The sequence below is a fragment of the Achromobacter sp. MYb9 genome (assembly GCF_002975275.1).
Lineage (GTDB): Bacteria > Pseudomonadota > Gammaproteobacteria > Burkholderiales > Burkholderiaceae_B > Achromobacter.
In genome coordinates, this window is the sequence record NZ_PCOQ01000006.1 from 68187 (window position 1) to 92068 (window position 23882).

The window sequence follows — 23882 nt, forward strand, 5'->3', positions numbered from 1 at the left end:
CGACTCCCGGCCGTCCCCACCGTTGCCCCCGCATGCCCGCCAGCCTGACCCTGATCGTTGCCTATTCCGACAACCGCGTCATCGGACGCGACAACGCCTTGCCCTGGAAACTGCCGGGCGATCTGGCGCATTTCAAGCGCAGCACGCTGGGCCATCCCATCGTCATGGGCCGCAAGACCTGGGATTCGCTGGGCCGCCCGCTGCCCGGCCGCACCAACATCGTGATCAGCCGCAACCCGGATTTCATCGCCTCCGGCGCGACCGTCGTCCCCACGCTGGACGCCGCCATTGCCGCTTGCGGCGACGTGGACCAGGCCTTCGTGATCGGCGGCGCGCAGATCTACGCGCAAGCACTGCCGCTGGCGCAACGCGTGCTGGCCACCGAAGTCCACGCCCAGGTGGATGGCGACGCCTTTTTCCCGCTGCTGCCTGCCTTCGAATGGAAGGAAACGGCGCGCGAACCCCAGCCCGCCGAGAACGGCTACGACTACGACTTCGTTACGTACGAACGCTGAAGCCCCCCTCAGGCGGCCCCCGCATCCCTCATGAACCGCCACAGCGCGGGCGCCTCGGAATACGCCACGTTGAATCGCACCCAGGGCGTATCGGCTTCGTCCACTTCGAAGTACGAACCCGGCGCCAGCCAGATTCCGTCCTTCAACGCCAACTCGGCCAAGCCGTTGGCGCCGCGTTCGCGCCACTGCCCGGCCACCTTGGCCCACAGGAACAAGCCCCCTTGGGGCCGTCCGTAAATCTCGAACCCGTGCTGCTGCATCCGCCCGGCGACGACGGCATGCGCCTCGGCCAGCCGCTCGCGGGTCCGCGCGATGTGCGCGCGGTAGCGCCCCTCGCGGATGACCTGGTGCACGATGCGCTCCATGATTTCGGGCGACGTCAGACCCACCGCCATCTTGGTCCGCGCGAAGTCGCGGGTCAGGTCGCGGTGCGCCACCACGTAGCCCACCCGCACCGACGGGCTGATGACCTTGGAATAGCCGCCCAGGTAAATCACCCGCCGGGCACCGTCCAGCGCGGCCAACATCGGCGTCACGCCCGGCGCCAGGTCGCGGGAAATGTCGTCCTCGATCACCCACAAGCCATGCCGCTCGGCCACTTGCAGGATGCGAAACGCATTGGCCATGCCGATGCTGGCGCCCGATGGGTTCTGCAATGCCGTATTGATGTACAGCGCGCGTGGCTGATGCTGGGCCACGACGCGTTCCAGGGCTTCGCAATCCAGCCCGTCGGCCGTGCGCGGCACGGCTACCACGCGCAGGCCCAGCAGGCGCAGCAGCTGCAGCAGATTCGCGTAGGCGGGCTGCTCCACCACCACCGTGTCGCCCGGCCGCAGCAGCGTGCGGCTGACCATGTCCAGCCCATGCGACACGCCCTGGGTCAGCAGCACCTGTGAAACTTCCACCTCCATGCCCTGCGCGCTCAGGCTGGCCGCGATCGTCTCGCGCAACGGCGCGTAGCCATAGGGGTGACCGTAATTGGCGATGCGCATCGCCGGCACGCGCCCCATGTGGCGCAGCGCCAGGTGCATGCCCTCTTCGTTCAGCCATTCCCCAGGCAACCAGCCGCACCCCGATTTGATGGGGATGGAGTGATCCGCGAAGATGTCCGACAGCAGCCAGCCGGCGTTCAGGCGCGGCGGCTCCCAGGACAGGGGCTCGCTTTGCCGCGCGGGCGCGTCCGGCGATGCCACCCGGTAGCCGGCGCCGGGCCGCGCCGCCAGCCAGCCCAGCGACACCAGGCGGCTATAGGCGCTGGCCACCGTGAATGTGCTGACACCGTACTGGCGGGCGAATTCACGGACCGAGGGTAGGGACATACCCGGACGCAGCGTCTGCGCTTCGATGGCGCGCAGGATGGCGTTGACCAGCTGCTCGACCAAGGTCGGCGCGAGTCCACGGGCGCGGTTGGGCTGGAAATCGATCACGAAGAAAACTGTACAGTTAGACCACCTGCAACTATACAGTTAGCGGCATTTGCGCAGATCGTATATTTTCATTCCCTGCGCGACGTACCAGAATCATTCGAATCCCGGTGGTTGCGCCCTTTCCATGCAGACCCGCCGGTTGTCCATTCTCTGGAGCCGCCATGAACGCCCCCGCCAACTTGCCCGATTTGTCCCATCTCTGGATGCCCTTCACTGCCAACAAGCAGTTCAAGGCACACCCGCGCATGTTGGCAACGGCCAAAGGCATGCACTACACCTCGGCTGATGGCCGCCAGATCCTGGACGGCACGGCCGGCCTGTGGTGCGTCAACGCCGGCCACGGCCGCCAGGAAATCGTCGATGCGATTTCCCGCCAGGCCGGCATCATGGACTACGCGCCCGGCTTCCAACTGGGCCATCCGCTGGCTTTCGAAGCCGCCACGGCCGTCGCCGGCTTGATGCCGCAAGGTCTGGACCGCGTTTTCTTCACGAACTCCGGCTCTGAATCCGTCGATACGTCCCTGAAAATCGCCCTGGCCTATCACCGCGCTCGTGGCGAAGGCCAGCGCACCCGCCTGATCGGCCGGGAACGCGGCTATCACGGCGTGGGCTTCGGCGGCATCTCGGTCGGCGGCATCTCGACCAACCGCAAGACCTTCTCCGGCGCGCTGCTGCCCGCCGTGGACCACCTGCCGCATACCCATAACCTGGAACAGAACGCCTACTCCAAGGGCCAGCCGGCCTGGGGCGCCAACCTGGCCGACGAACTGGAACGCATTGTCGCGCTGCACGACGCCTCCACCATCGCCGCCGTCATCGTGGAACCCATGGCCGGCTCCACGGGCGTCCTGATCCCGCCCAAGGGCTATCTGGAAAAGCTGCGCGAAATCACGTCCAAGCACGGCATCCTGCTGATTTTCGACGAAGTCATCACCGCCTATGGCCGCCTGGGCGCCGCCACCGCGTCCGAGTTCTTCGGCGTGACGCCGGACATCATCGCCATGGCCAAGGGCGTCAGCAACGCCGCGGTGCCGGCAGGCGCGGTCGCCGTCAAACGCGAAGTCCACGACGCCATCGTCAATGGCCCCGCGGGCGGCATCGAGTTCTTCCACGGCTACACCTATTCGGCGCACCCGCTGGCTGCCGCCGCCATTCTGGCGACGCTGGACATCTACCGCCGCGAAGACCTGTTCGCCCGCGCCCGCAAGCTCTCCGGCGCCTTCCAGGAAGCCGTGCACGGCCTGAAGGGCGCGCCGCACGTCATCGACGTGCGCAACCTGGGCCTGGTGGCCGGCATTGAACTGTCGCCGCGCGCAGGGGCGCCCGGCGCCCGTGCCAGCGAAGTATTCCAGAAGTGCTTCGACAGCGGCCTGATGGTGCGTTATACCGGCGACATCATTGCCGTCTCGCCGCCGCTGATCATCGAAGAGGCCCAGATCGGCCAGATCTTCGAACAGATCGGCAAGGTCCTGAAAGAGGTCGCTTGAGCGGCATCGCAAGCCCCTTGCCGCGGCAGCGCCGTGCGCATTGACCCAGCTTCGCGGGCGGCCGATGGCCGCCCTCGGACGTTTTTGAAGAATCCCGCTTTTCGAGCTTCCACACCATGAAGAAGATCTCCCATTTCATCAACGGCCAGCACTACGAAGGCCGCAGCAGCCGCTACGCCGATGGCTTCAATCCCGCTACCGGCGAAATCTGCGCCTCGGTGCCGCTAGCCTCCACGGAAGACGTGGCGGTGGCCGTCGCCGCCGCCAAGGCCGCCTTCCCGGCCTGGTCCGAGACCCCCGCGCTCAAGCGCGCCCGCATCCTGTTCAACTTCAAGGCGCTGCTGGACCAGCACCAGGACGAATTGGCTGAACTGATCACGCGCGAACACGGCAAGGTCTTCTCCGATGCCAAGGGCGAGGTCATGCGCGGCATCGAAATCGTCGAATTCGCTTGCGGCATCCCGCAACTGCTCAAGGGCCAGTACTCCGACCAGATCGGCGGCGGCATCGACAACTGGAGCATGCGCCAGGCGCTGGGCGTGGTGGCCGGCGTGACCCCGTTCAACTTCCCGATGATGGTGCCGTGCTGGATGTTCCCCGTGGCCATCGCCTGCGGCAACACCTTCGTGCTCAAGCCGTCGGAACGCGACCCGTCCGCCTCGCTGCGCCTGGCCGAACTGCTGACCGAAGCCGGCCTGCCCGGCGGCGTCTTCAACGTGGTGCATGGCGACAAGCAGGCCGTGGACGCCCTGATCGCGCATCCCGACATCGAAGCGTTGTCGTTCGTGGGGTCGACCCCCATTGCTGAATATATCTACTCCGAAGGCACCAAGCGCGGCAAGCGCGTGCAGGCCCTGGGCGGCGCCAAGAACCATCTGGTGGTGATGCCCGATGCGGATCTCGACCAGGTGACCGATGCGCTGATGGGCGCGGCGTACGGTTCGGCCGGCGAACGCTGCATGGCGATTTCCGTGGCCGTTGCCGTGGGCGACGTGGCCGACAAGGTCGTCGAACGCCTGATCCCGCGAGTGAAGGCGCTGGTCGTCAAGGACGGCATGCAGCCGGATGCGGAAATGGGCCCGCTGGTGACGGCGCAGCATCGCAACAAGGTCATGGGCTATATCGAAGACGGGATCGCCTCCGGCGCCGACATGGTCGTGGACGGCCGTGGCCTGACGGTGCCCGGCAACGAAAAGGGCTTCTTCCTGGGTGGCACGCTGTTCGACAACGTCAAGCCTTCCATGAACATCTACCGCGAAGAGATCTTCGGCCCGGTGCTCTGCGTGGTGCGCGTGCCGGACTTCGCCAGCGCGGTCGAATTGATCAACGCGCATGAATTCGGCAACGGCGTGGCGTGCTTCACGTCCGACGGCGGCGTGGCGCGCGCCTTTGCCCGGCAGATCAAGGTGGGCATGGTTGGCATCAACGTGCCGATCCCCGTGCCCATGGCCTGGCATTCGTTCGGCGGCTGGAAGCGTTCGCTGTTCGGCGACCATCATGCTTACGGCGAAGAAGGCATCCGCTTCTATTCCCGCTACAAGAGCGTGATGCAGCGCTGGCCGGACAGCATCGCCAAGGGCGCGGAATTCACCATGCCCGTGGCGAAGTGAGCCCACCCCCGAAGCGCTGCGCGCTTCCCCCTCGAGGGGGCGCCGCTGCGGACCGGCAGAGCCGGATCCGCGCGGCCCCGCTCGGGAAGGTTTTGCCAGATTGCGGCGCTGCGCCCGATCCGTGGATCGCGGGGTGTGCGCCGGCGCCAGGGGAGTACTGAACCAGGCGCGGTGTCGTCCCCGCGCCTTCCGAACACTAAGACGACAAGGGGATGCCAGATGCGCATCGGGATTGGCGGTTTTCAGCACGAGACCAATACGTTCGCGCCCTCGCGCGCCACCTGGGAAGACTTCGCCGAGAAAGGGGGAGGCTGGCCACGCCTTGTCAGCGGGCCCGCGATGTTCGCGGCCGTGGCGGGCGCGAACATCCCCGTGGCGGGCTTCATCGAAGCCATGGCGCATCACACCCTCATACCCACCACCTGGGCCGCCGCCAGTCCGTCAGGACTCGTGACCAAAGACGCGTTCGAACGCATCAGCGCCCTGATCCTGCAAGGCCTGTCCGAGGCGATGCCGCTGGACGGCGTGTACCTGGACCTGCACGGCGCCATGGTCACCGAACACGTGGACGACGGCGAAGGCGAACTGCTCAAGCGCGTGCGGGCACTCGTCGGACCCGACGTGCCTGTCGTCGCCAGCCTGGACCTGCACGCGAACGTCACCCGCGCCATGGTGCGCCACGCCGATGCGCTGGTCTGCTACCGCACCTACCCCCACATCGACATGGCGGAAACCGGACAGCGCGCCGCCGCGCTACTGTCGCTACGACTGGCCGGCGTGCCGCGGCCCTATGCGTCGCTGCGCGCCCTGCCCTATCTGATTTCGCTTTGCTGGCAGTCCACCGATATCGAGCCCTCGCGCAGCCTGTACCAACTGGTGGGCGAGATCGAATCGCGCGGCGTGACCAGCCTGTCGTTCGCCACGGGTTTCCCCGCTGCGGACTTCCCCGAATGCGCGCCTACCGTGTGGGCCTACGGCACGACACAGGCCGACGCCGACGCGGCGGCCGCGGAAATGGCGCGCGCCGTGCTGAACGCCGAGCGCGACTTCGGCGGCAGGCTATACAGCCCGGACGAAGCCGTGCAGGAAGCCATCCGGCTGTCGCAGGACGCCCGCAAGCCCATCGTCATCGCCGACGCGCAAGACAACCCTGGCGCGGGCGGCAGTTCCGACACCACGGGTGTGCTGCGCGCGCTGATCCGCCACGATGCGCGCGACGCTTCCATCGGTCTGATTGTGGACCCGGCCGCGGCCCTGGCGGCGCATCGCGCGGGCGTCGGCAACAAGGTGCGGATTGCACTGGGTGGACACTCGGGTATTCCCGACGACGAACCGCTGGACAGCGAATTCATTGTCGAGAAAACTTCAGACGGGCGCTTCGACACGCATGGCGCGTTCTACCGCGGTTTCCACATGGACCTGGGCCCCAGCGCCTGCCTGCGCATCGGCGGCGTGCGCATCATCGTCGCCTCGAACAAGGTGCAGATGGCCGACCAGGAGATGTTCCGGTTCGCAGGGGTGGAGCCCACGCGCGCCGCGATTCTGGTGGTGAAGAGTTCCGCGCACTTCCGTGCGGATTTCACGTCGATCTCCCATACGATTCTGGTTTGCGCAGCGCCAGGCTCCATGCTGATGGATGCGGCAAAACAACCATGGACACGGTTGCGTCCCGGTATCAGAATGGCGCCTTGCGGACCGGTGTTTTCCGGCCGGACCGCGACCGCCTGACCCTCGCACGCCGCCCTCGCGCGGCGCGTTAACGACGTAGCGGCCGACAGTGCCGCTCACTACGCTTCAAGGGGAATCTCCATGCTCAAGTTTGTCCGAGCGGCCACGCTGGCCGGTGCAACGCTGATGATGGCCCACGGCGCTTACGCCGAAACCGTCATCAAGTCCGTCATGCACTCGCCGCTGCGGTTAACCGATCCGCACGCCACCACTGCGTACATCACGACGTGGCACGGCTACATGATCTACGACACGTTGCTGGCCACCGACGCCGACAACAAGATCCAGCCGCAGATGCTTGAGAAGTGGGAAGTCTCGCCCGATGGCAAGACGTACACGATGACCTTGCGCGACGGCCAGAAGTGGCACGACGGCAAGCCCGTCACGTCCGAAGACTGCGTGGCCTCGATCAAGCGCTGGGCCGCCGGCGACGGCATGGGCCGCACGCTGCTGAAGTTCACCGACAAGATCGAAGTCATTGACGACAAGAATTTCCGCATCGTCATGAAAGAACCCACCGACCTGGCGTTGCGCGCCCTGTCCAAGCCGACCGGCACCGCGCCGTTCATGATGCCCAAGCGCATCGCCGAACAGGCCATCGGCCAGCCCATCACCGACATGACCGGTTCGGGCCCGTTCAAGGTCATCGAATTCAAGCCGGGCGTGAAAACGGTGTATGCCAAGAACACCGATTACGTGCCGCGCAAAGAGCCCGCAAGCGCCCTGGCTGGCGGCAAGGTCGTGAACGTGGACAAGGTCGAATGGGACGTCATGCCTGACGCCCTGACCACCGCCAACGCGCTGCTGGGCGGCGAAATCGACTTCGTAGAGCAGTTCCCGTATGACCTGTTGCCGATGATCGAAGGCAACAAGGACTTGAAGGAAGAGTCCCTGAGCCCGGTCGGCTACTTCACGATGTACCGCTTCAACTTCAAGTATCCGCCGTTCAACAACAAGAAGATCCGTCAGGCCGCGATGTACGCCATCGGCCAGGAAGACGTGATGAAGGCGCTGGTCGGCAATCCGAAGTACTGGAAGACCTGCGCGTCGCTGTGGGGCTGCGGCACGCCGATGGAAAGCGACATCGGCAAGGAAGTCGTGGTGCCGGCGAACATCGAAAAGGCCAAGGCCCTGCTGAAGGAAGCGGGCTACGACAACACGCCCATCCTGGTCATGCACGCCACCGACGTGGGCACGCTGTCCGCGCAACCCGTGGTGATGGCACAAGCGCTGCGCAAGGCCGGCTTCAACGTCAACCTGGCCGCCATGGACTGGCAAAGCGTGGCCACGCGCCGCGCATCCAAGGCCGCGCCGGCTGAAGGCGGCTGGAACATCCACAACACCAACTGGTACGCCACCGACGTGATGGACCCGGTGCGTTCCGCGCCCGCCGCCGCCAACGGCGACAACGCCTGGTTCGGCTGGCCCGACATGCCGCAAGTGGAAGAACTGCGCACCAAGTTCGCGCTGACTTCCGACCCCGCCGAGCAAAAGAAAATCGCCGACGAATTGCAGCGCATCGGCATCGACGAAGGCCTGTACGTGCCGCTGGGCCAGATGTCCGTGCCCACCGTCTACTCGACCAAGCTCTCCGGCCTGGTGCATGCACCGGTCTTTGCGTTCTGGAACGTCAAGAAAGCTCCTTAAAGGGGCAAGCAGTTCAGGGGGAAATACATGCTGGCATTCGTCTCACGCCGGCTCCTCGCGACCATCCCCGTTCTGGTGATGGTCGCGGTGGTGGTCTTCGCGATATTGCGTTTCAGCCCGGGAGATCCGGCCATCATCATGGCCGGCGACGGCGCCACGCCTGAACGTATCGTCCAGATACGGCAGACGATGGGCCTGGACCAACCGGTCATCAAGCAGTTCTTCATCTGGGGCGGCAAGCTCCTGCAAGGCGATCTTGGCACTTCGCTCATGTCTGGCGTGCCGGTCACCAAACTGATCGTGCAACGTCTTGAACCGTCGATGAGCCTGGCGGTGCTGACCCTGCTGTTCACGCTCGTCGTCGCCATTCCGCTGGGCATCCTGGCGGCATGGCGGCAAGGCCGACTGCTGGACCGCGCCGTGATGGGCTTTTCGGTGCTGGGCTTTTCAGTGCCGGTGTTCGTCACGGGCTACCTGCTGATCTGGCTGTTCGCCATCAAGCTGGGCTGGTTCAACGTGCAGGGCTACGCGCCGCTGGCCAAGGGCTTCTGGCCCTACCTGCACCGGCTCATCCTGCCGTCGCTGGCCTTGTCCACGGTCTACGTGGCGTTGATCGCGCGCATCACGCGCACCAGCGTCATCGAGGTCATGGGCGAAGACTTCATCCGCACGGCCCGTTCCAAGGGCCTGGGTGAAACCGGCGTGCTGCTGGGCCATGCACTGCGCAATGCCGCCGTGCCCATTGCCACGGTGGTGGGGCTGGGCATCGCGCTCTTGATCAGCGGCGTGGTCGTGACCGAATCAGTATTCAACATCCCCGGCCTGGGCCGGCTGGTGGTGGAAGCCGTGCTGGCACGCGACTATCCGGTCATTCAGGGGCTGACGCTGTTCTTCGCGTTCGTCTACGTATTCATCAATCTCGTTGTCGATTGCGCCTACACGGTGTTCGACCCGCGTATCCGATACTGAGGCCGCCCGATGCAAACGCCAACCGACGCCGCCGTGCAGGCGGCAGCCGACCTTCCCGGAGGCGGCAACCCTCAAGTCACCGCCTGGCGGCAAATCCGCCAGGGCTTGAAAAGCTGGCCCGTCATGCTGGCGCTGGTGGTGCTCGTCACCATCATCGCCATCGCGCTGTTCGCGCCGTTGCTGGGCACGGTCGACCCCACCCTCATCGACCCGGGCGCGCGGCTCAAACAGCCCTTCACCGACTATCTGTTCGGCACCGACGCCTTCGGGCGCGACGTCTGGTCGCGGGTGGCCTACGGCGCCCGCATCTCGCTGATCGCCGGCTTGGGCGCCGCGGTCGTCAGCGTCGTCATCGGCCTGGTGATCGGCGTGATCGCCGGCTGGTTCCGTTCGCTGGACGGGCTGATCATGCGCACGATGGACGCCATCATGGCGATCCCCGGCATCCTGCTGGCGATCGCCCTGGTCTCGGTCACCGGCGCCAGCATCACGACCGTGCTGGTCGCCATCACCATCCCCGAAATACCCCGGGTGGTGCGGCTCGTGCGCGGCCAGATCCTGACCGTGCGTGGCGAACCCTACGTCGAGGCCGCGCTGGCGCTCGGCACGCCGCTGCCGCTGCTGCTGTGGCGTCACATGGTGCCCAGCACCATCGCGCCGCTGACCGTTCAGGGCACCTACGTGTTCGCATCCGCGATGCTGACCGAAGCCATCCTGAGCTTCCTGGGCGCGGGCATCCCGCCCGAAATCGCGTCCTGGGGCAACATCATGTCCGAAGGCCGCATGTACTTCCGCATGCTGCCCGGGCTGATTCTCTTTCCCGGCCTGTTCCTGTCGCTGACCGTGCTTAGCGTGAACATCCTGGGCGACGCCCTGCGCGATGCGCTGGACCCCAAAATGGTTCGCAGGATCTGATGCCCATGACCTATTCCCCCACCCCTCCCGCGGGCGATACGTCGTCCGCCATCCTGGCCATCCGCAACCTGTCGGTGGAAGTCGGCGGCGCGGGCAACCGCGTCGTGCGCAACCTGAGCCTGGACGTGCATGCCGGCGAAACGGTGTGCGTGGTCGGCGAGTCCGGCTCGGGCAAGTCCGTCACGTCGCTGGCCGTGATGGGCCTGCTGCCGCCGGGCATCCTGTCCATCAGCGCCGGCTCCATCCGCGTCGAAGGCGAAGACGTGGCCACCGCCTCGCAACGCCGGCTGCGCGAGATGCGCGCCACCCGCATGGCCATGGTGTTCCAGGAACCCATGACCGCGCTGAACCCCGTGCATACGGTGGGCAAGCAGGTCGACGAAGTGCTGCGCCTGCATCGCAAGAGCATGAGCGCGGCCGAACGCCGCGCCAAGGTGCTGGACATGTTCCGCTCGGTGCACCTGCCGGACGTCGAACGCATTTTCGACGCCTATCCGCACCAGTTGTCCGGCGGCCAGCGCCAGCGCATCGTGATTGCGATGGCGCTGATCCTGGAACCCAAGCTCCTGATCGCCGACGAGCCCACGACCGCGCTAGACGTCACCACGCAGAAACAGATCCTGGCGCTGATCAAGGAATTGCAGGTCAAGCACCAGACCGCCGTGCTGTTCATCACGCACGACTTCGGTGTGGTCGCCGAGATCGCGGACCGCATCGTGGTGATGAACCGCGGCGACCTGATCGAAAGCGGCACCCGCAACGAGATCCTGGCCGAACCCAAGCAGTCCTACACCCGGCGGCTGGTGTCGTCCGTACCCAGCCTGGTGCCAACCCGCCGGGAGGCGCCCGACGGCCAGCCCGTGCTGCACGTCAAGGGCCTGGGACGCACCTACGCCGGCAAGAGTTCGCTGTTTTCCCGCAAGGCGGCGCAGAACGTCATCGCCGCCACCGACGTCAACCTGACGCTGCGCAAGGGCGAGATCCTGGGAATCGTCGGCGAGTCCGGCTCGGGCAAGTCCACGGTGGCGCGCTGCATCGTGCGCCTGATCGAACCCACCGCCGGCCACATGATGATGGGCGGCGAAGACCTCAGCACGCTGTCCGGCTCCGCGCTGCGCCCGGTTCGCCGCCGCATCCAGATCGTTTTCCAGGACCCCTACCGCTCGCTCAATCCGCGCCGCACGGTAGGTGAATCCATTATCGAAGGCTTGCTCAATTTCGGCATGCCGCGCGACCAGGCCTTGAAGCGCGCGGGCGAAACCCTGACCGTCGTGGGGCTCAGCCCGGACGCCATGCGGCGCTATCCGCACCAGTTCTCCGGCGGCCAGCGCCAACGCATCTGCATTGCTCGGGCGCTTGTCATGGACCCTGAAATCCTGGTGGCGGACGAAGCGGTCTCGGCGCTGGACGTGTCGGTGCAGGCGCAGGTGCTGGAACTGCTGGAGCAGGTGCGCCAGCGCACCGGCGTCGGCGTGCTGTTCATCACGCACGACCTGCGCGTGGCCGCGCAGATCTGCGACACCATCATGGTGATGCAGCGCGGCAAGGTCGTTGAAACCGGCTCCGCGGAAACCGTGCTGACCGAGCCCCGCCACGAGTACACGCGCGCCCTGATCGACGCGGCGCCGGGGCGCGACTGGGACTTCCGCAATTTCCAGCCCGTCGCGGCCACGCTGGCGCACGCCCACGCGCCCACGCCTTGACGCCCTGAATGCCTCCATCCGCACACTGGAACCAAGATGTCACAACCGCATGAATTGTCCGCCCAGGAATTGCTGCACGCCTACCGCGACAAGTCGCTTTCGCCCGTTGAAGCCACCCGCGCCGTGCTGGGACACATCGAACGCTGGGAACCGCACCTGAAAGCCACCTATGCGCTGGATCCCGACGCCGCGCTGGCGATGGCGCGGGCATCGGAAGCCCGCTGGATGAAAGGCGAACCGCTGTCCTCGGGCGGTTACACGCTGGACGGCGTGCCCGCCACCATCAAAGAGAACATCGCCACCCGTGGCACGCCCATTCCGCTGGGCACCGCCGCCACCGACCTGACGCCGGCCGCCGCCGACGCGCCCCCCGCCGCCCGCATGCGCGAAGCTGGCGCCGTGCTGCTGGGCAAGACCACCATGCCCGATTACGGCATGCTGTCCTCGGGGCTGTCGAGCTTTCACGAACTGACGCGCAACCCCTGGGATCTTTCCAAGAATCCCGGCGGTTCCAGCGCGGGCGCGGGCGCCGCTGCCGCCGCCGGTTACGGGCCTCTGCATATCGGCACCGACATTGGCGGTTCCGTCCGCCTGCCGGCCGCCTGGTGCGGCATCGCCACGCTGAAACCCAGCCTGGGCCGCATCCCGATCGACCCGCCGTTCATGGGCCGCTGCGCCGGCCCCATGACGCGCACCATCACGGACACGGCGTTAATGATGGGCGTGCTGTCGCAGCCCGACGCGCGCGACCACATGAGCCTTCCCTTCCAGGACTTCGACTGGCTGAACCTGGCGCAGGACGTGCGCGGCCTGCGGATCGGCCTCTTGATGGACGCCGGCTGCGGCCTGCCGCTAGACCCCGAGGTGCGCGACGCGGTGCAGGCCGCCGCCCAAGCCTTCGAGGCCGCCGGTGCCGTCGTCACCCCGATGCTGCCCTGGATGACGCCCGACATGCTGGACGGCGTGGACCGCTTCTGGCGCACGCGTTCGGCGATCGATCTTGCCGCGCTGCCCGAAGCGCGCCGCGCGACAATCCTGCCCTTCATCCGCGCCTGGGCGGAAAGCGGCGGCGGGCAGTCTGGCGAAGCCGTCTTCCGCAGCTACTACGAAACCCTGAACGTGCGTGCCAAGACCGTGGCGGCCTGCGCCCCGTTCGACTACGTGCTCTCGCCCGTGGCGCCCGTGGTGGCCTACAACGCCGAATGGCCGTCGCCCACCAATGAAGTCGCCACCACCATGCACCACATCGGCTTCACGCTGCCCTTCAACATGAGCGAACAGCCAGCCGCGTCCGTCAATTGCGGCTATACGCGGGCGGGCCTGCCCATCGGGCTGCAGATCGCCGGCGCGCGTTTCGACGATCTGGGCGTGCTGCGCGTGGCGCACGCCTGGGAACAGATGCGTCCCGCGCAGCATCCGTGGCCCCAGCCGCCCCAAGCGAACTGACTTTCCACAGCAACCCACAGGAATTCCCATGCGTTGGCTTTTGGCAATGATCAAGCACGAAACGAATACCTATTCGCCCGTGCCGACCCCGCTGGAACGCTTTTTCCGCGGCAATCCCGAAATCCTGGCCGGCGAACGCGCCATCAAGGCCTACGAGAACACCGATAGCGGATTGGGCGGGTATATCGAAGTGGCCCGCCGCGAAGGCGCCGACATCGTCGTGCCCGTCGCGGCCGAGTCCTGGCCAAGCGGCCCCGCCAGCGCCCAGACGCATGAACAACTGTGCAAGCTGGTCCTGGACCAGGTCAAACTGGGCGGCTTCGACGCCATTCTGCTGGACCTGCACGGCGCGATGGTGGCCGAAGGCGTAGAAGACGCCGAGGGCGACCTGCTGCGCCGCCTGCGCGAAATCGACCCCAAGACGCCGGTCGCCGTCACGCTGGACATGCATGCCAATGTCTACGACGACATCGTGGACAACGCTACCGTCATCAGCGGCTTCCACACCTATCCCCATGTTGACATCCGCGAAGCCGGCGTGCGCGCCGCCAACGTGATCGTGCGCACGCTCAAGGGCGAAATCCACCCCGTCATGAGCTGGGCCAACAAGCCGATGCTGCCGCACATCATGTGCCAAGGCACGCACGCCGCGCCGAACAAACCCTTGCAGGAACGCTGCAAGGAGCTGGAGGCCAACGGCGTGCTGGCGGCTTCCGTGTTCGTGGGCTTCCCGCATGCCGACATCCGCGAAGCCGGCCTGAGCGCGGTCGTCTGTACGGACGGCAAGCCGGACGAGGCACGGCAATACCGTGACGAACTGCTGGAACGCGCCTGGGCCGGCCGGGCGGACTGGGTATTCCACCCCGAACCGCTGGCGCCCACCATTGCCCGCGCGAAGACGATCGAACAGGGCCCCGTCGTGCTGCTGGACCACTTCGACAACACCGGTTCGGGCGGCACCATGGACACCACGGCCGTGCTGGCCGAAGTGCTGCGCCAGGAATTGGACAACGTCGTCTTCTACGCCATTTGCGACCCCCAGGCCGCGACCGAAGCCGCCGCCGCCGGCGTGGGCGCCACCGTCACGCTGAAATTGGGTGGCAAGCTGGCCATGCCCGCCATCAAGGAAGCCAGCGAACCGCTGGAAGTGACCGGCCGCGTCAAACTCGTGTTCGACGGCGTCTACCTGAGCCGCGGGCCGATGTACCGGGGCGTGCGCAACGACACCGGCCTGACCGTCGTCATCGACACGGGCCGCGTCGAAATCGTGGTGGTGTCGCGCCACCAGGAGCCCTTCGACATCAATTGCCTGCTGTCGGCCGGCATCGATCCGCTGCAAAAGCGCTATGTCGTCCTGAAAAGCCGCGTGCACTGGCGCGCGGGCTTCTCGGACATGGCGACCGAAGTCATCGAATGCACGGGCGTGGGCGTCACCACCTCCGACTACAGCCAATTGGATTTCAAGCACGTCCGCCGTCCGATTTACCCGCTGGATCCGCTGTAATCCAGCGCCAAGCCGTCATATTGCAGGGATAAGTCCCCGCCGCGCGCGCTTTGCGCGCCTGTTACCTCCGGTAGAAGGCCGGCGCTTGTGCGCTGGCCTTTCATTTTGAAATCTTCGGTAACTGCGCGCACGCTCAGGTTACGGCGCGCCTCGGTATACTCGCCGCGGGCCCTTACAGGCCGATGAATACGTGTATACCGACGGCGGCTGCTGGCCGCCAAGGCGCGATGGCAATAAACGCCTCGCCTGTCGGATATGACTCGATAATCAACGAAAAAAGCAGAACGATGAAAAAGAGCGTAGCGATCACCCTCGGCGTGGTCATAGTGGGAGCGGGAAGCTGGGTAGGCGCCACGTGGTACACCGGCAAACGTATTGAGGAAAGCTCGCAGCGCCATCTGGCCGAAGCCAACGAAAAACTGGCCAAGCTGACGCCGCTGTTCGGCCTGCGCATCGATCAGCTGAAGTACGAACGCAGCCTGTTCTCGACTCAGGCGCGCTATGGCTTGTCGCTCGTCAAGAACGACAAGAGCCCGGACGCCATGCCCGCCGGCATGATCGAATTCGACGCCGTCGTCGAACACGGCCCCTTCCCCAAGAGCGCCCTGGCAACCGGCGCCCTTGCGCCCAAGCTGGCTTACGTCCATGCCGAAATGGCCAAGACGGACAACCTGAAGGAAGTGTTCGAACTGACCAAGGGCGTATCGCCGCTGATCAGCGACGCCACCATCAGCTACAGCGGCGTCACCAGTTCCACGTCCAAGATCGCCCCGGTCAAGATCACGCATGAAGGCACCTCGGTGGATTTCAGCGGCATGGTCGTGACCGGCGACTTCGATCGCAATCTGCAAGGCGTGACCGCGCGCGGCGTGATGGACACGCTGACGATCGACGCCTCGAAGAGCAGCGACCCGGCCAAGGTTTCCATCGCCGGCATGACGATCGACGCCAACAGCCGCGTAGGCAAGTTCGGCGTGTCGATTGGTGATTCCGACCTGAAGATCAAGCGCATCGACGTCACCCGCCCCGAAGACGACATCAAGCTGTCGCTGGACAACTTCGGCTACGGCGTGAAGCTGTCGGAAGACGACAAGTCGATCAACGTGCAAGCCGCCTACCAGACCGGCGACATCATCGTGAACGACGTCGCGCTCGGCAACGGCCAGGCCGTGATCAAGCTGGCCAAGCTGGACGGCCAGGCCGTCAAGCAATTGTCGGACACCTACAACCAGTTGGTGCGCCAGTACATGGCGAGCACCGAAGACGAAGGCCTGAAAGACGAGCAGATCCAGGTGCTGCTGGACAACGCCGGCAAGCTGCTGGCGGGCAACCCGTCGTTCAGCATCGATCCGCTCAGCTGGAAGACCGGCAAGGGCGAAAGCAAGCTGAACTTCACGCTGGACCTGGCCAACCCCGCCGACGTCAAGAACCTGACGCCGCAGGAAATCGCGGTTCAAGCCATCAAGCGCATCGACGCCACGCTGATCATCTCCAAGCCGATGGTCAAAGACCTGATGACGCAGTACGCCGTCAAGAAGGATGGCATGGCCGCCGACAAGGCTGCCGAAGAAGCCGAACAAAACGTGCGCCAGATGTCGGGCATGGCTGAAATGTTCAACGTCGGCAAGAACGAAGGCGACAACATCGTCGGCAAGTTCACCTTCGCCGACGGCATGGGCGACCTGAACGGCAAGAAGATCCCGGCCGACGAACTCTTCTCGGGCCTGCTGGGTGCAGCCGGCATGGATTCCATGGATGAGGAACCCGAAGAAGAAACGATGCCGGGCCAGGAAGAGCCCGCGGTGACCGACACCCCGACCGCCGGCATGATGCAGAACTTCGACCTGGACATGGTCAGCAGCATGCTCGACGACATGGGTTACACCGTGAAGAAGAGCGACGGCGACGAAGGCCCGGTGCTGGTGCTGGATACCGGCACCACCGGTGCCAGCGACCTGCGCCTGGAATTCCTGTGCAACGACTTCACCGAGAAATGCCTGGACCTGGTCGTGACGGCCACCTACAAGACCAAGAAGCCGATGGCCTTGAAGGCCATCAACACCTGGAACCAGGAATACCGCTGGACCCGCGCCTACCTGGACGACAAGAACCAGGCCGTGCTGCAGATGGACATGAACGCCGAAGGCGGCATCGGCAAGGAAAACCTGCAGATCCTGCTGAACACCTTCATCAGCATCGCCGAAGACTTCGGCACGCTGAGCAAGGGCACGGCGGCCAAGTAAACCTGCGTCGCCCCGCCCAAAGAAAAACCCCCATCGAAAAAAGATGGGGGTTTTTTATTGCCTGCGGGATCCGTCACATCAGGATCCATGCCCGGCTTGCGCCGGGCAATCATGCCATCAGGCGTAGGCTTCGATCGGCAGGCACGCGCACACCAGGTTGCGGTCGCCGTAGGCGTTGTCCACCCGGCCCACCGGCGGCCAGTACTTGGCCTCGCGCAACGACGCCACCGGATAGGCAGCTTGCTGGCGCGGGTAGTCGTGCAGCCATTCTTCGGCCATCAACATCTGCGCGGTATGCGGCGCGTTCTTCAGGACGTTGTCGTCGCGATCACGTTCGCCGCGCTCGACCTGGGCGATTTCCTCGCGGATCGAAATCATCGCGTCGATGAAGCGATCCAGCTCGGCCACGCCTTCGGATTCCGTCGGCTCGACCATCAGCGTGCCCGCTACCGGGAAGCTCATCGTCGGGGCATGGAAACCGTAGTCCATCAGACGCTTGGCGATGTCTTCGGCACTGATGCCACTGACTTCCTTCAGCGGCCGCACGTCCAGGATGCACTCGTGCGCCACGCGGCCATTGCGGCCCGCGTACAGGACCGGGTAGTGGTCACGCAGACGGGTCGCGATGTAGTTGGCGTTCAGGATGGCGACTTCCGTCGCGCGGCGCAGGCCATCGGCGCCCATCAGCGAGATGTACACGAACGGAATGGGCAGGATGCCGGCGGAGCCAAACGGCGCGGCCGAAACCGGGCCGACCTTTGCGTCGCCGGGCAGCTTGCCCTGCTCGTTCACCACGCCCGGCAGGTACGGCGCCAGATGCGCGCGCACCGCCACGGGGCCCACGCCGGGGCCGCCGCCGCCGTGCGGAATGCAGAACGTCTTGTGCAGGTTCAGGTGGGAAACGTCCGACCCGAACTTGCCCGGCTGAGCCACGCCAACCATCGCGTTCATGTTGGCGCCGTCCAGGTAGACCTGACCGCCGGCCTGGTGGACCAGGTCGCAGATTTCGGTCACGGCTTCTTCGAACACGCCGTGCGTGGACGGGTACGTGATCATCAGCGCGGCCAGCTTGTCGCCGACCTGTTCGATCTTGGCGCGCAGGTCGGAAAGATCGACGTTGCCGTTGGAATCGGACGCCACCACCACCACATCCATGCCGGCCAACTGCGCCGACGCGGGGTTGGTGCCGTGCGCGGACGACGGGATCAGGCAGACGTTGCGCTGATGCTGGCCGTTGGCCTGGTGATAGCCGCGAATGGCCAGCAAGCCGGCGTATTCGCCCTGCGCGCCCGAGTTGGGTTGCAGGCTGATGTTGTCGTAGCCGGTGATTTCGCACAGCGCGGCGGACAGACGGTCGATCAGCTCGTTGTAGCCCTGGCTTTGCGAAGCGGGGGCAAACGGGTGGATCAGCGCGAATTCGGGCCAGGTGATGGGAATCATCTCGGCCGTGGCGTTCAACTTCATGGTGCACGAACCCAGCGGGATCATCGTGCGGTCCAGCGCCAGGTCCTTGTCGGCCAGGCGGCGCAGGTAGCGCAGCATGTCGGTTTCGGATTGCACGCTGGAGAAGACGGGGTGCTTCAGGATGGCGCTTTCGCGCGCCACCGATGCGGGAATGCCGCTGGCGGCGGCCGCGTCCAGCGCGTCGATGTCCAGTTCGACATCATCGCGTTCCAGGCCGGCGGCAAACACGTTGACCAACGCTTGCAGGTCGGCAACGGTGACGGTTTCGTCCAGCGACACCGCCAGGCGCGCGCCGTCGACGCGGCGCAGGTTGATGTGCTCGCAATCGGCGGCCGTCAGGATGGCCGGGGTGGCGGCGCCCGTTTCCAGCAGCAGCGTGTCGAAGAACGTGTCGTTCACGACCTTCACGCCCAGCTTGATGAGTTCCCCGCGCAGGATGGCGGTGCTGCGCTGCACGCGCTGCGCAATGCGGCGAATGCCCTCGGGGCCGTGCCAGACGGCGTACATGCCGGCCATCACGGCCAGCAGTACCTGCGCGGTGCAAATATTGGACGTGGCCTTTTCACGGCGGATGTGCTGTTCGCGCGTTTGCAGCGCCAGACGCATCGCGGGATTGCCTTGCGAGTCCTTGGACACGCCGACCAGGCGGCCGGCCATGTTGCGCTTGAAGCCGTCCTTGCAGGCCATGAATCCGGCGTGCGGGCCGCCGAAGCCGAACGGCACGCCGAAGCGCTGCGCCGAACCGATGGCGATGTCCGCGCCCCACTCGCCCGGAGCGGCCAGCACGGCCAGCGCCAACAGGTCGGTCGCGCACGCCACCACGGCGCCTTGCGCATGGGCGGTTTCAGTCAGTTTGCGGTAGTCGGCGACGGAACCCGTGCTGTGCGGGTATTGCAGCAGCACGCCGAAGCACTCGGGCAGGCCTTCAGCCTCGTCGCCCACCGCGATTTCCAGCCCCAAGCCTTCGGCGCGCGTGCGCACGACTTCGATGGTCTGGGGGTGCACATGGCGCGAAACGAAGAACACCGGGCTTTGCGACTTGGCGCCGCGGCGGGCCAGCGTCATGGCTTCGGCGGCAGCGGTGCTTTCATCCAGCAGCGAGGCGTTGGAGATGTCCAGCCCGGTCAGGTCGGCGACCATGGTCTGGTAGTTCAGCAGGGCTTCAAGGCGGCCCTGCGAGATTTCCGGCTGGTAAGGCGTGTAGGCCGTGTACCAGGCGGGATTCTCAAGGATATTGCGCAGCACGACGTTGGGCGTCTGCGTGCCGTAGTACCCCTGGCCGATGTAGTTGCGGTAGACCTTGTTGCGGCCCGCGATCTGCTTCAGTTCGGCCAGCACGTCGGTTTCGCTGCGCGAGGGCGGCAGCGCCAGCGGGGCCTGGCTGCGGATCTTCGAAGGCACGACTTCTTCGATCAGGGCGTCCAGGCTGGGGCTGCCGATCACGTTCAGCATGGCAGCCTGGTCGGCGTCGGAGGGGCCGATGTGGCGGGGAATGAAGTCGGTATGGGTGTCTAGGGCGCGCGACATGGAGAATCTCGGGTGGTAAGTGCGTCAGGGCGGGCGCGGCGCACAGGCCGCACCCGCCTCGGACCGCTTTAGCCGTTGGCGACGGCTTCGTAACCGGCAGCGTCCAGCAGCTTGTCGGCATCGGCGGCGTTAACCGGCTTGATCTTGAAGATCCAGGCGGTGAAGGCCGATTCATTGATCAGGCTGGGGTTGTTTTCCAGCTCATCGTTGAAAGCGACGATTTCGCCGGCCACGGGCGCATAGATGTCCGAGGCGGCCTTGACCGATTCGACCACGCCAGCGGTTTCGCCCGCGTTCAGCTTGGCGCCGACCTTCACGTCGCCAACGAAGACCAGATCGCCCAATTGATCCTGGGCGGTGTCGGTAATGCCGACGACGAACACGTCGCCTTCAGCTTTGACCCATTCGTGGGACTGGGTGTACTTGCGATCGGTGGGCAGACTCATGGGAACTCCTGAGGGAATGCGGGTAGATGAATGGTGTTGCGCGCCTCGCGCGGGCGACGCTTGCCCAGACCGGGCCGGTGCACGCGCGAAGCTTCGAGTTTACGAGTGTTCGACGGCTTTGCCGTTACGGACAAACGGCAGTTTGCAGACCTGGGCGGGCACCCATTTGCCGCGGATATCGACCTCGACCGTATCGCCCGGACGCACGCCTTGCGGCAGGCGGGCAAAACCGATCGACACGCCCAGCGTGGGCGACATCGTGCCGCTGGTGAGCTCGCCCGTGCCGGCCGGCGTGCGCACGGCCATGTGGGCGCGCATCACGCCGCGCTCTTGCAGCTTCAGGCCGATGAAGGTGGCGGGCGTGGCGAACTGCTCGAGTGCGTCGCGGCCGATGAAGTGGCGCTCGGCATCCTTCAGGGACACCGTCCAGGTCAGGCCGGCCTGGTTGGGGTGGGTCAGCTCGTCCATGTCCTGGCCGTACAGGTTCATGCCGGCTTCCAGGCGCAGCGTGTCGCGCGCGCCCAGGCCCGCCGGACGCACGCCCTGGGCAGCCAGATCGCGCCACAGTTGCACGACATCGGCTGCGGGCAACACGATTTCAAAGCCGTCTTCGCCGGTATAGCCGGTGCGGGCGACAAGCGTGTCGTCGCCCACGATGGCGGCGACGAACGGGGTCAGCGGTTCCGTGGCGGCTTGCCATGCCGGGCGGGCGGCCCAGACCTTGGCGCGGGCGTTGGGGCCCTGCACGGCCACCATGGCCAGGTCGCGGCGCGGGGTGACGGTGACATCGAAATTGCCGGCCTGCTTCACGCGCTGCATCCAGGCCATGTCTTTGTCGGCCGTGCCCGCGTTGACCACCACGCGCCATTCATCCGCGGCGAAGAAGTAGACGATCAGGTCGTCGATGACGCCGCCCTGCGGGTTCAGCATGCAGGTGTACAGCGCCTTGCCCGGCACGGTCAGCTTGGCCACGTCATTGGCGACCAACCGCTGCAGGAAGGCAAAGGCGTCCGGGCCGACGACGTCGGCGTTCAGCATGTGGGACACGTCGAACATGCCGGCGTCCTGGCGCACCGCGTGGTGCTCTTCCAGTTGCGAGCCGTAGGCCAAAGGCATGTCCCATCCGCCGAAATCGACCATTCGGGCGCCGGAGGCGATATGTTCTTCGGCAAGCGGGGTGCGTTTGAGGGTTGCGGACATGCGCGGAAACTCCGGGACGGCAGTGTTGCCAGGGTTACGGAATGCCGGTCGCGGCAGGCGGACGACGCCCGCGCGGCTACGGCTGAATCTTCCGCCCCTCTGTCCTTTTGCCTGAGAGTTGCCCCGCGCGTGGCGGGTTTGCACCTTCGGCGCCTGGGCTACGCGCTATGTCCCTAGTTCAGGGGCGGCGCCAGGTCTCTCCAGAGTACTGTTTTGCCCCGTCCACACGGCAAGAAGGCCGGGACAGGGCAAGCATGTGCGATATCGGTTACCTGAGCGATTCTGGGCGAATTGCGCCTTCGGCGGCGGCCCGTATTGATAGGCCGCTCTCTCCCGCAAACATGCGTGACAGCGGCGCCAAGCATACAACGAAAAGAAGTCCTCCGGAAAGGCCCCCACGCCGCGCACGCTACGCGTGCTTGCTGCCCCCCGAGGGGGCTTTTTCCCCTTGGGGCGGCCCGGCGGGGAGGCGCTGCCCCCAACGCCGCCCCTTCTGCCACATGGCCGGGTCAGCCCAACGCCGTGTCCAGCAGCATCATCAACACGAAGCCGATCATCAAACCGCAAGTGGCATAGACCTCGTGCCCTTTGCGGTGCGATTCGGGGATGATCTCGTGGCTGATGACGAACAGCATGGCGCCGGCGGCGAAACCCAGGCCCCAGGGCAGCATTGCCGCGGAGAACCCGACGATGGCGGCGCCGATCACCGCGCCCAGCGGTTCAACCAGCCCGGACAACATGCCCAGCGCCACGGCAAAGGCGCGTTTGTAGCCGGCGGCCAGGAGCGCCACGGCCACCACCAGCCCTTCCGGGATGTCCTGGATGGCGATGCCGGTGGCCAGCGCCGTGCCGCGCACGGGGTCGCTGCCCGCATAGCCCACGCCGATGGCCAGGCCTTCGGGCAGGTTGTGCAGCGTGATGGCGAACACGAACAGCCAGGTACGGCGCAGGCGATGGGCCTCGATGCCTTCGCGGCCCTTGATGAAGTGCTCGTGCGGCAAGGTCCGGTCCATGACGAGCAGGACCGCGGCCCCCAGCAGGATGGCGGCGCCCACCGTCAGGCCGGCGCCCCACGGGCCCATGCCCTGGGACTCGGCCGCCTCGATGCCCGGCGCCACCAGCGAGAATGCGCTGGCCGCCAGCATCACCCCGGCGCCGAAGCCGAACATGCTGTCCTGCACTTTTTGCGGGATGGTGCGGGCGAACAGAATGGGCAAGGTGCCCAGCGCCGTGGCGGCCGCGGCCACCAAGCCGCCCAGCAGGGCATCCGCCACATGCGGCGCCCGCACGTCCAGGTACGCCCAGAGCTGATGCAACGCCAGGCAGGACACCAGGACGGCAAGCGTCCACACGCTGATGCTGGTGGCCGCGGGCCGCACGCGATGACGGCTGAAAGTGTTCATAGGGCCGCTACCCTCCTTGAGAGAGATGGCGTTAGCCCTTCGCGGCCGCATAGCGGCGAGCCACTTCGGGCCAGTTCACGACATTGTAAAAGGCGCCGATGTATTCCGGGCGGCGGTTCTGGTACTTCAGGTAGTAGGCATGCTCCCACACATCCAGGCCCAGGATGGGGGTGTTGCCCTGCATCAACGGGCTGTCCTGGTTGGCGCTGCTTTCGACGACCAGCTTACCGGCTGGCGTCACGGACAACCAGGCCCAGCCGCTGCCGAAGCGGGTCAGCGCGGCCTTGGTGAACGCTTCGCGGAAGGCGGCCAGGCCGCCCAGTTCGGAGTCGATGGCAGCCGCCAGCGCGCCGTCGGGCTCGCCACCGCCTTCGGGCGACATGACCGACCAGAACAGGCTGTGGTTGGCGTGGCCGCCGCCGTGGTTGCGCACCGCGCCGCGGATGGATTCGGGCAGTTGGTCCAGCCGCGCCACCAGCGCTTCGACGGGCTCGTCGGTGCTGATCCCAGCCCCGTCCAGCGCCGCGTTCAAGCTGGTGACATACGTTTGATGGTGCTTGCTGTAGTGGATCTCCATCGTCATCGCGTCGATGTGAGGTTCCAGGGCGTCATAGGCGTACGGCAGGGTCGGAAGGGTGTAGGCCATGC

The 23882-nt window shown here is 65.9% G+C and carries 17 protein-coding genes and 2 riboswitches; of the genes, 11 read left to right on the forward strand and 6 right to left on the reverse strand.

What is annotated here, in order from left to right:
• The first annotated feature begins 32 nt into the window (after positions 1-32).
• Entirely contained in the window at positions 33-515 is a 483-nt protein-coding gene (locus CQ050_RS11500; protein WP_105556960.1) for a dihydrofolate reductase, read from the forward strand.
• Positions 516-523: 8 nt separating this feature from the next.
• On the opposite strand, the gene CQ050_RS11505 is transcribed toward CQ050_RS11500, so the two are convergent.
• Positions 524-1942, reverse strand: a complete 1419-nt coding sequence (locus tag CQ050_RS11505; protein WP_105556961.1) for a PLP-dependent aminotransferase family protein — start codon at positions 1940-1942, stop codon at positions 524-526.
• A gap of 161 nt (positions 1943-2103) precedes the next feature.
• Here CQ050_RS11505 and CQ050_RS11510 point away from each other — a divergent pair, with 161 nt between their 5' ends.
• The 10 genes from CQ050_RS11510 (at position 2104) to CQ050_RS11555 (ending at position 17194) form a co-directional block, all read left to right on the forward strand.
• Entirely contained in the window at positions 2104-3429 is a 1326-nt protein-coding gene (locus CQ050_RS11510) for an aspartate aminotransferase family protein (protein ID WP_199196789.1), read from the forward strand.
• Positions 3430-3545: 116 nt separating this feature from the next.
• Entirely contained in the window at positions 3546-5039 is a 1494-nt protein-coding gene (locus CQ050_RS11515) for a CoA-acylating methylmalonate-semialdehyde dehydrogenase (RefSeq protein WP_105556962.1), read from the forward strand.
• 219 nt (positions 5040-5258) lie between these two features.
• A complete protein-coding gene (locus tag CQ050_RS11520) occupies positions 5259-6767 on the forward strand; it encodes a M81 family metallopeptidase (RefSeq protein WP_105556963.1) in 1509 nt (502 codons plus the stop codon).
• Between the two features lie 81 nt (positions 6768-6848).
• On the forward strand, positions 6849-8414 hold the full coding sequence (locus CQ050_RS11525) for an ABC transporter substrate-binding protein (RefSeq protein ID WP_105556964.1): 1566 nt from the start codon (positions 6849-6851) through the stop codon (positions 8412-8414).
• A 27-nt stretch (positions 8415-8441) separates the two neighbouring features.
• Entirely contained in the window at positions 8442-9383 is a 942-nt protein-coding gene (locus tag CQ050_RS11530) for an ABC transporter permease (RefSeq protein ID WP_105556965.1), read from the forward strand.
• 9 nt (positions 9384-9392) lie between these two features.
• Positions 9393-10298, forward strand: a complete 906-nt coding sequence (locus CQ050_RS11535) for an ABC transporter permease (protein ID WP_105556966.1) — start codon at positions 9393-9395, stop codon at positions 10296-10298.
• A 5-nt stretch (positions 10299-10303) separates the two neighbouring features.
• Positions 10304-12001: an ABC transporter ATP-binding protein gene (locus tag CQ050_RS11540; RefSeq protein WP_105557117.1), complete on the forward strand. Its 1698-nt coding sequence runs from the start codon at positions 10304-10306 to the stop codon at positions 11999-12001.
• A gap of 36 nt (positions 12002-12037) precedes the next feature.
• Positions 12038-13447: an amidase gene (locus tag CQ050_RS11545; RefSeq protein ID WP_105556967.1), complete on the forward strand. Its 1410-nt coding sequence runs from the start codon at positions 12038-12040 to the stop codon at positions 13445-13447.
• A 28-nt stretch (positions 13448-13475) separates the two neighbouring features.
• Entirely contained in the window at positions 13476-14951 is a 1476-nt protein-coding gene (locus CQ050_RS11550; protein WP_105556968.1) for a M81 family metallopeptidase, read from the forward strand.
• A gap of 287 nt (positions 14952-15238) precedes the next feature.
• On the forward strand, positions 15239-17194 hold the full coding sequence (locus CQ050_RS11555) for a DUF945 family protein (RefSeq protein ID WP_105556969.1): 1956 nt from the start codon (positions 15239-15241) through the stop codon (positions 17192-17194).
• A gap of 117 nt (positions 17195-17311) precedes the next feature.
• On the opposite strand, the gene gcvP is transcribed toward CQ050_RS11555, so the two are convergent.
• The 5 genes from gcvP to CQ050_RS11580 form a co-directional block, all read right to left on the reverse strand.
• Positions 17312-20185, reverse strand: a complete 2874-nt coding sequence (gene gcvP / locus CQ050_RS11560; RefSeq protein WP_105556970.1) for an aminomethyl-transferring glycine dehydrogenase — start codon at positions 20183-20185, stop codon at positions 17312-17314.
• Between the two features lie 68 nt (positions 20186-20253).
• The gene (gene gcvH, locus CQ050_RS11565) at positions 20254-20631 is read right to left on the reverse strand and encodes a glycine cleavage system protein GcvH (protein ID WP_006221737.1); all 378 of its coding nucleotides are present in this window, start codon (positions 20629-20631) and stop codon (positions 20254-20256) included.
• Positions 20632-20730: 99 nt separating this feature from the next.
• Positions 20731-21831, reverse strand: coding sequence for a glycine cleavage system aminomethyltransferase GcvT (gene gcvT / locus CQ050_RS11570; RefSeq protein ID WP_105556971.1), 1101 nt, complete (start codon positions 21829-21831; stop codon positions 20731-20733).
• Positions 21832-21920: 89 nt separating this feature from the next.
• Positions 21921-22045, reverse strand: a riboswitch (glycine riboswitch).
• Positions 22046-22080: 35 nt separating this feature from the next.
• A riboswitch (glycine riboswitch) is annotated at positions 22081-22177 on the reverse strand.
• A gap of 163 nt (positions 22178-22340) precedes the next feature.
• Positions 22341-23234, reverse strand: a complete 894-nt coding sequence (locus CQ050_RS11575) for a ZIP family metal transporter (RefSeq protein ID WP_105556972.1) — start codon at positions 23232-23234, stop codon at positions 22341-22343.
• Between the two features lie 31 nt (positions 23235-23265).
• A complete protein-coding gene (locus CQ050_RS11580) occupies positions 23266-23880 on the reverse strand; it encodes a superoxide dismutase (RefSeq protein WP_105556973.1) in 615 nt (204 codons plus the stop codon).
• Between the last annotated feature and the right edge of the window lie 2 nt (positions 23881-23882).

Bases quoted from the DNA above. Each gene is read 5' to 3' on its own strand.
- CQ050_RS11540 (WP_105557117.1), top strand. From the start codon at position 10,304: ATGACCTATTCCCCCACCCCTCCCGCGGGCGATACGTCGTCCGCCATC.
- gcvT (WP_105556971.1), bottom strand. From the start codon at position 21,831: ATGTCCGCAACCCTCAAACGCACCCCGCTTGCCGAAGAACATATCGCC.
- CQ050_RS11555 (WP_105556969.1), top strand. From the start codon at position 15,239: ATGAAAAAGAGCGTAGCGATCACCCTCGGCGTGGTCATAGTGGGAGCG.
- gcvP (WP_105556970.1), bottom strand. From the start codon at position 20,185: ATGTCGCGCGCCCTAGACACCCATACCGACTTCATTCCCCGCCACATC.
- CQ050_RS11535 (WP_105556966.1), top strand. From the start codon at position 9,393: ATGCAAACGCCAACCGACGCCGCCGTGCAGGCGGCAGCCGACCTTCCC.
- CQ050_RS11525 (WP_105556964.1), top strand. From the start codon at position 6,849: ATGCTCAAGTTTGTCCGAGCGGCCACGCTGGCCGGTGCAACGCTGATG.
- CQ050_RS11530 (WP_105556965.1), top strand. From the start codon at position 8,442: ATGCTGGCATTCGTCTCACGCCGGCTCCTCGCGACCATCCCCGTTCTG.
- CQ050_RS11545 (WP_105556967.1), top strand. From the start codon at position 12,038: ATGTCACAACCGCATGAATTGTCCGCCCAGGAATTGCTGCACGCCTAC.
- CQ050_RS11580 (WP_105556973.1), bottom strand. From the start codon at position 23,880: ATGGCCTACACCCTTCCGACCCTGCCGTACGCCTATGACGCCCTGGAA.
- CQ050_RS11515 (WP_105556962.1), top strand. From the start codon at position 3,546: ATGAAGAAGATCTCCCATTTCATCAACGGCCAGCACTACGAAGGCCGC.
- CQ050_RS11520 (WP_105556963.1), top strand. From the start codon at position 5,259: ATGCGCATCGGGATTGGCGGTTTTCAGCACGAGACCAATACGTTCGCG.
- gcvH (WP_006221737.1), bottom strand. From the start codon at position 20,631: ATGAGTCTGCCCACCGATCGCAAGTACACCCAGTCCCACGAATGGGTC.
- CQ050_RS11510 (WP_199196789.1), top strand. From the start codon at position 2,104: ATGAACGCCCCCGCCAACTTGCCCGATTTGTCCCATCTCTGGATGCCC.
- CQ050_RS11550 (WP_105556968.1), top strand. From the start codon at position 13,476: ATGCGTTGGCTTTTGGCAATGATCAAGCACGAAACGAATACCTATTCG.
- CQ050_RS11500 (WP_105556960.1), top strand. From the start codon at position 33: ATGCCCGCCAGCCTGACCCTGATCGTTGCCTATTCCGACAACCGCGTC.
- CQ050_RS11575 (WP_105556972.1), bottom strand. From the start codon at position 23,234: ATGAACACTTTCAGCCGTCATCGCGTGCGGCCCGCGGCCACCAGCATC.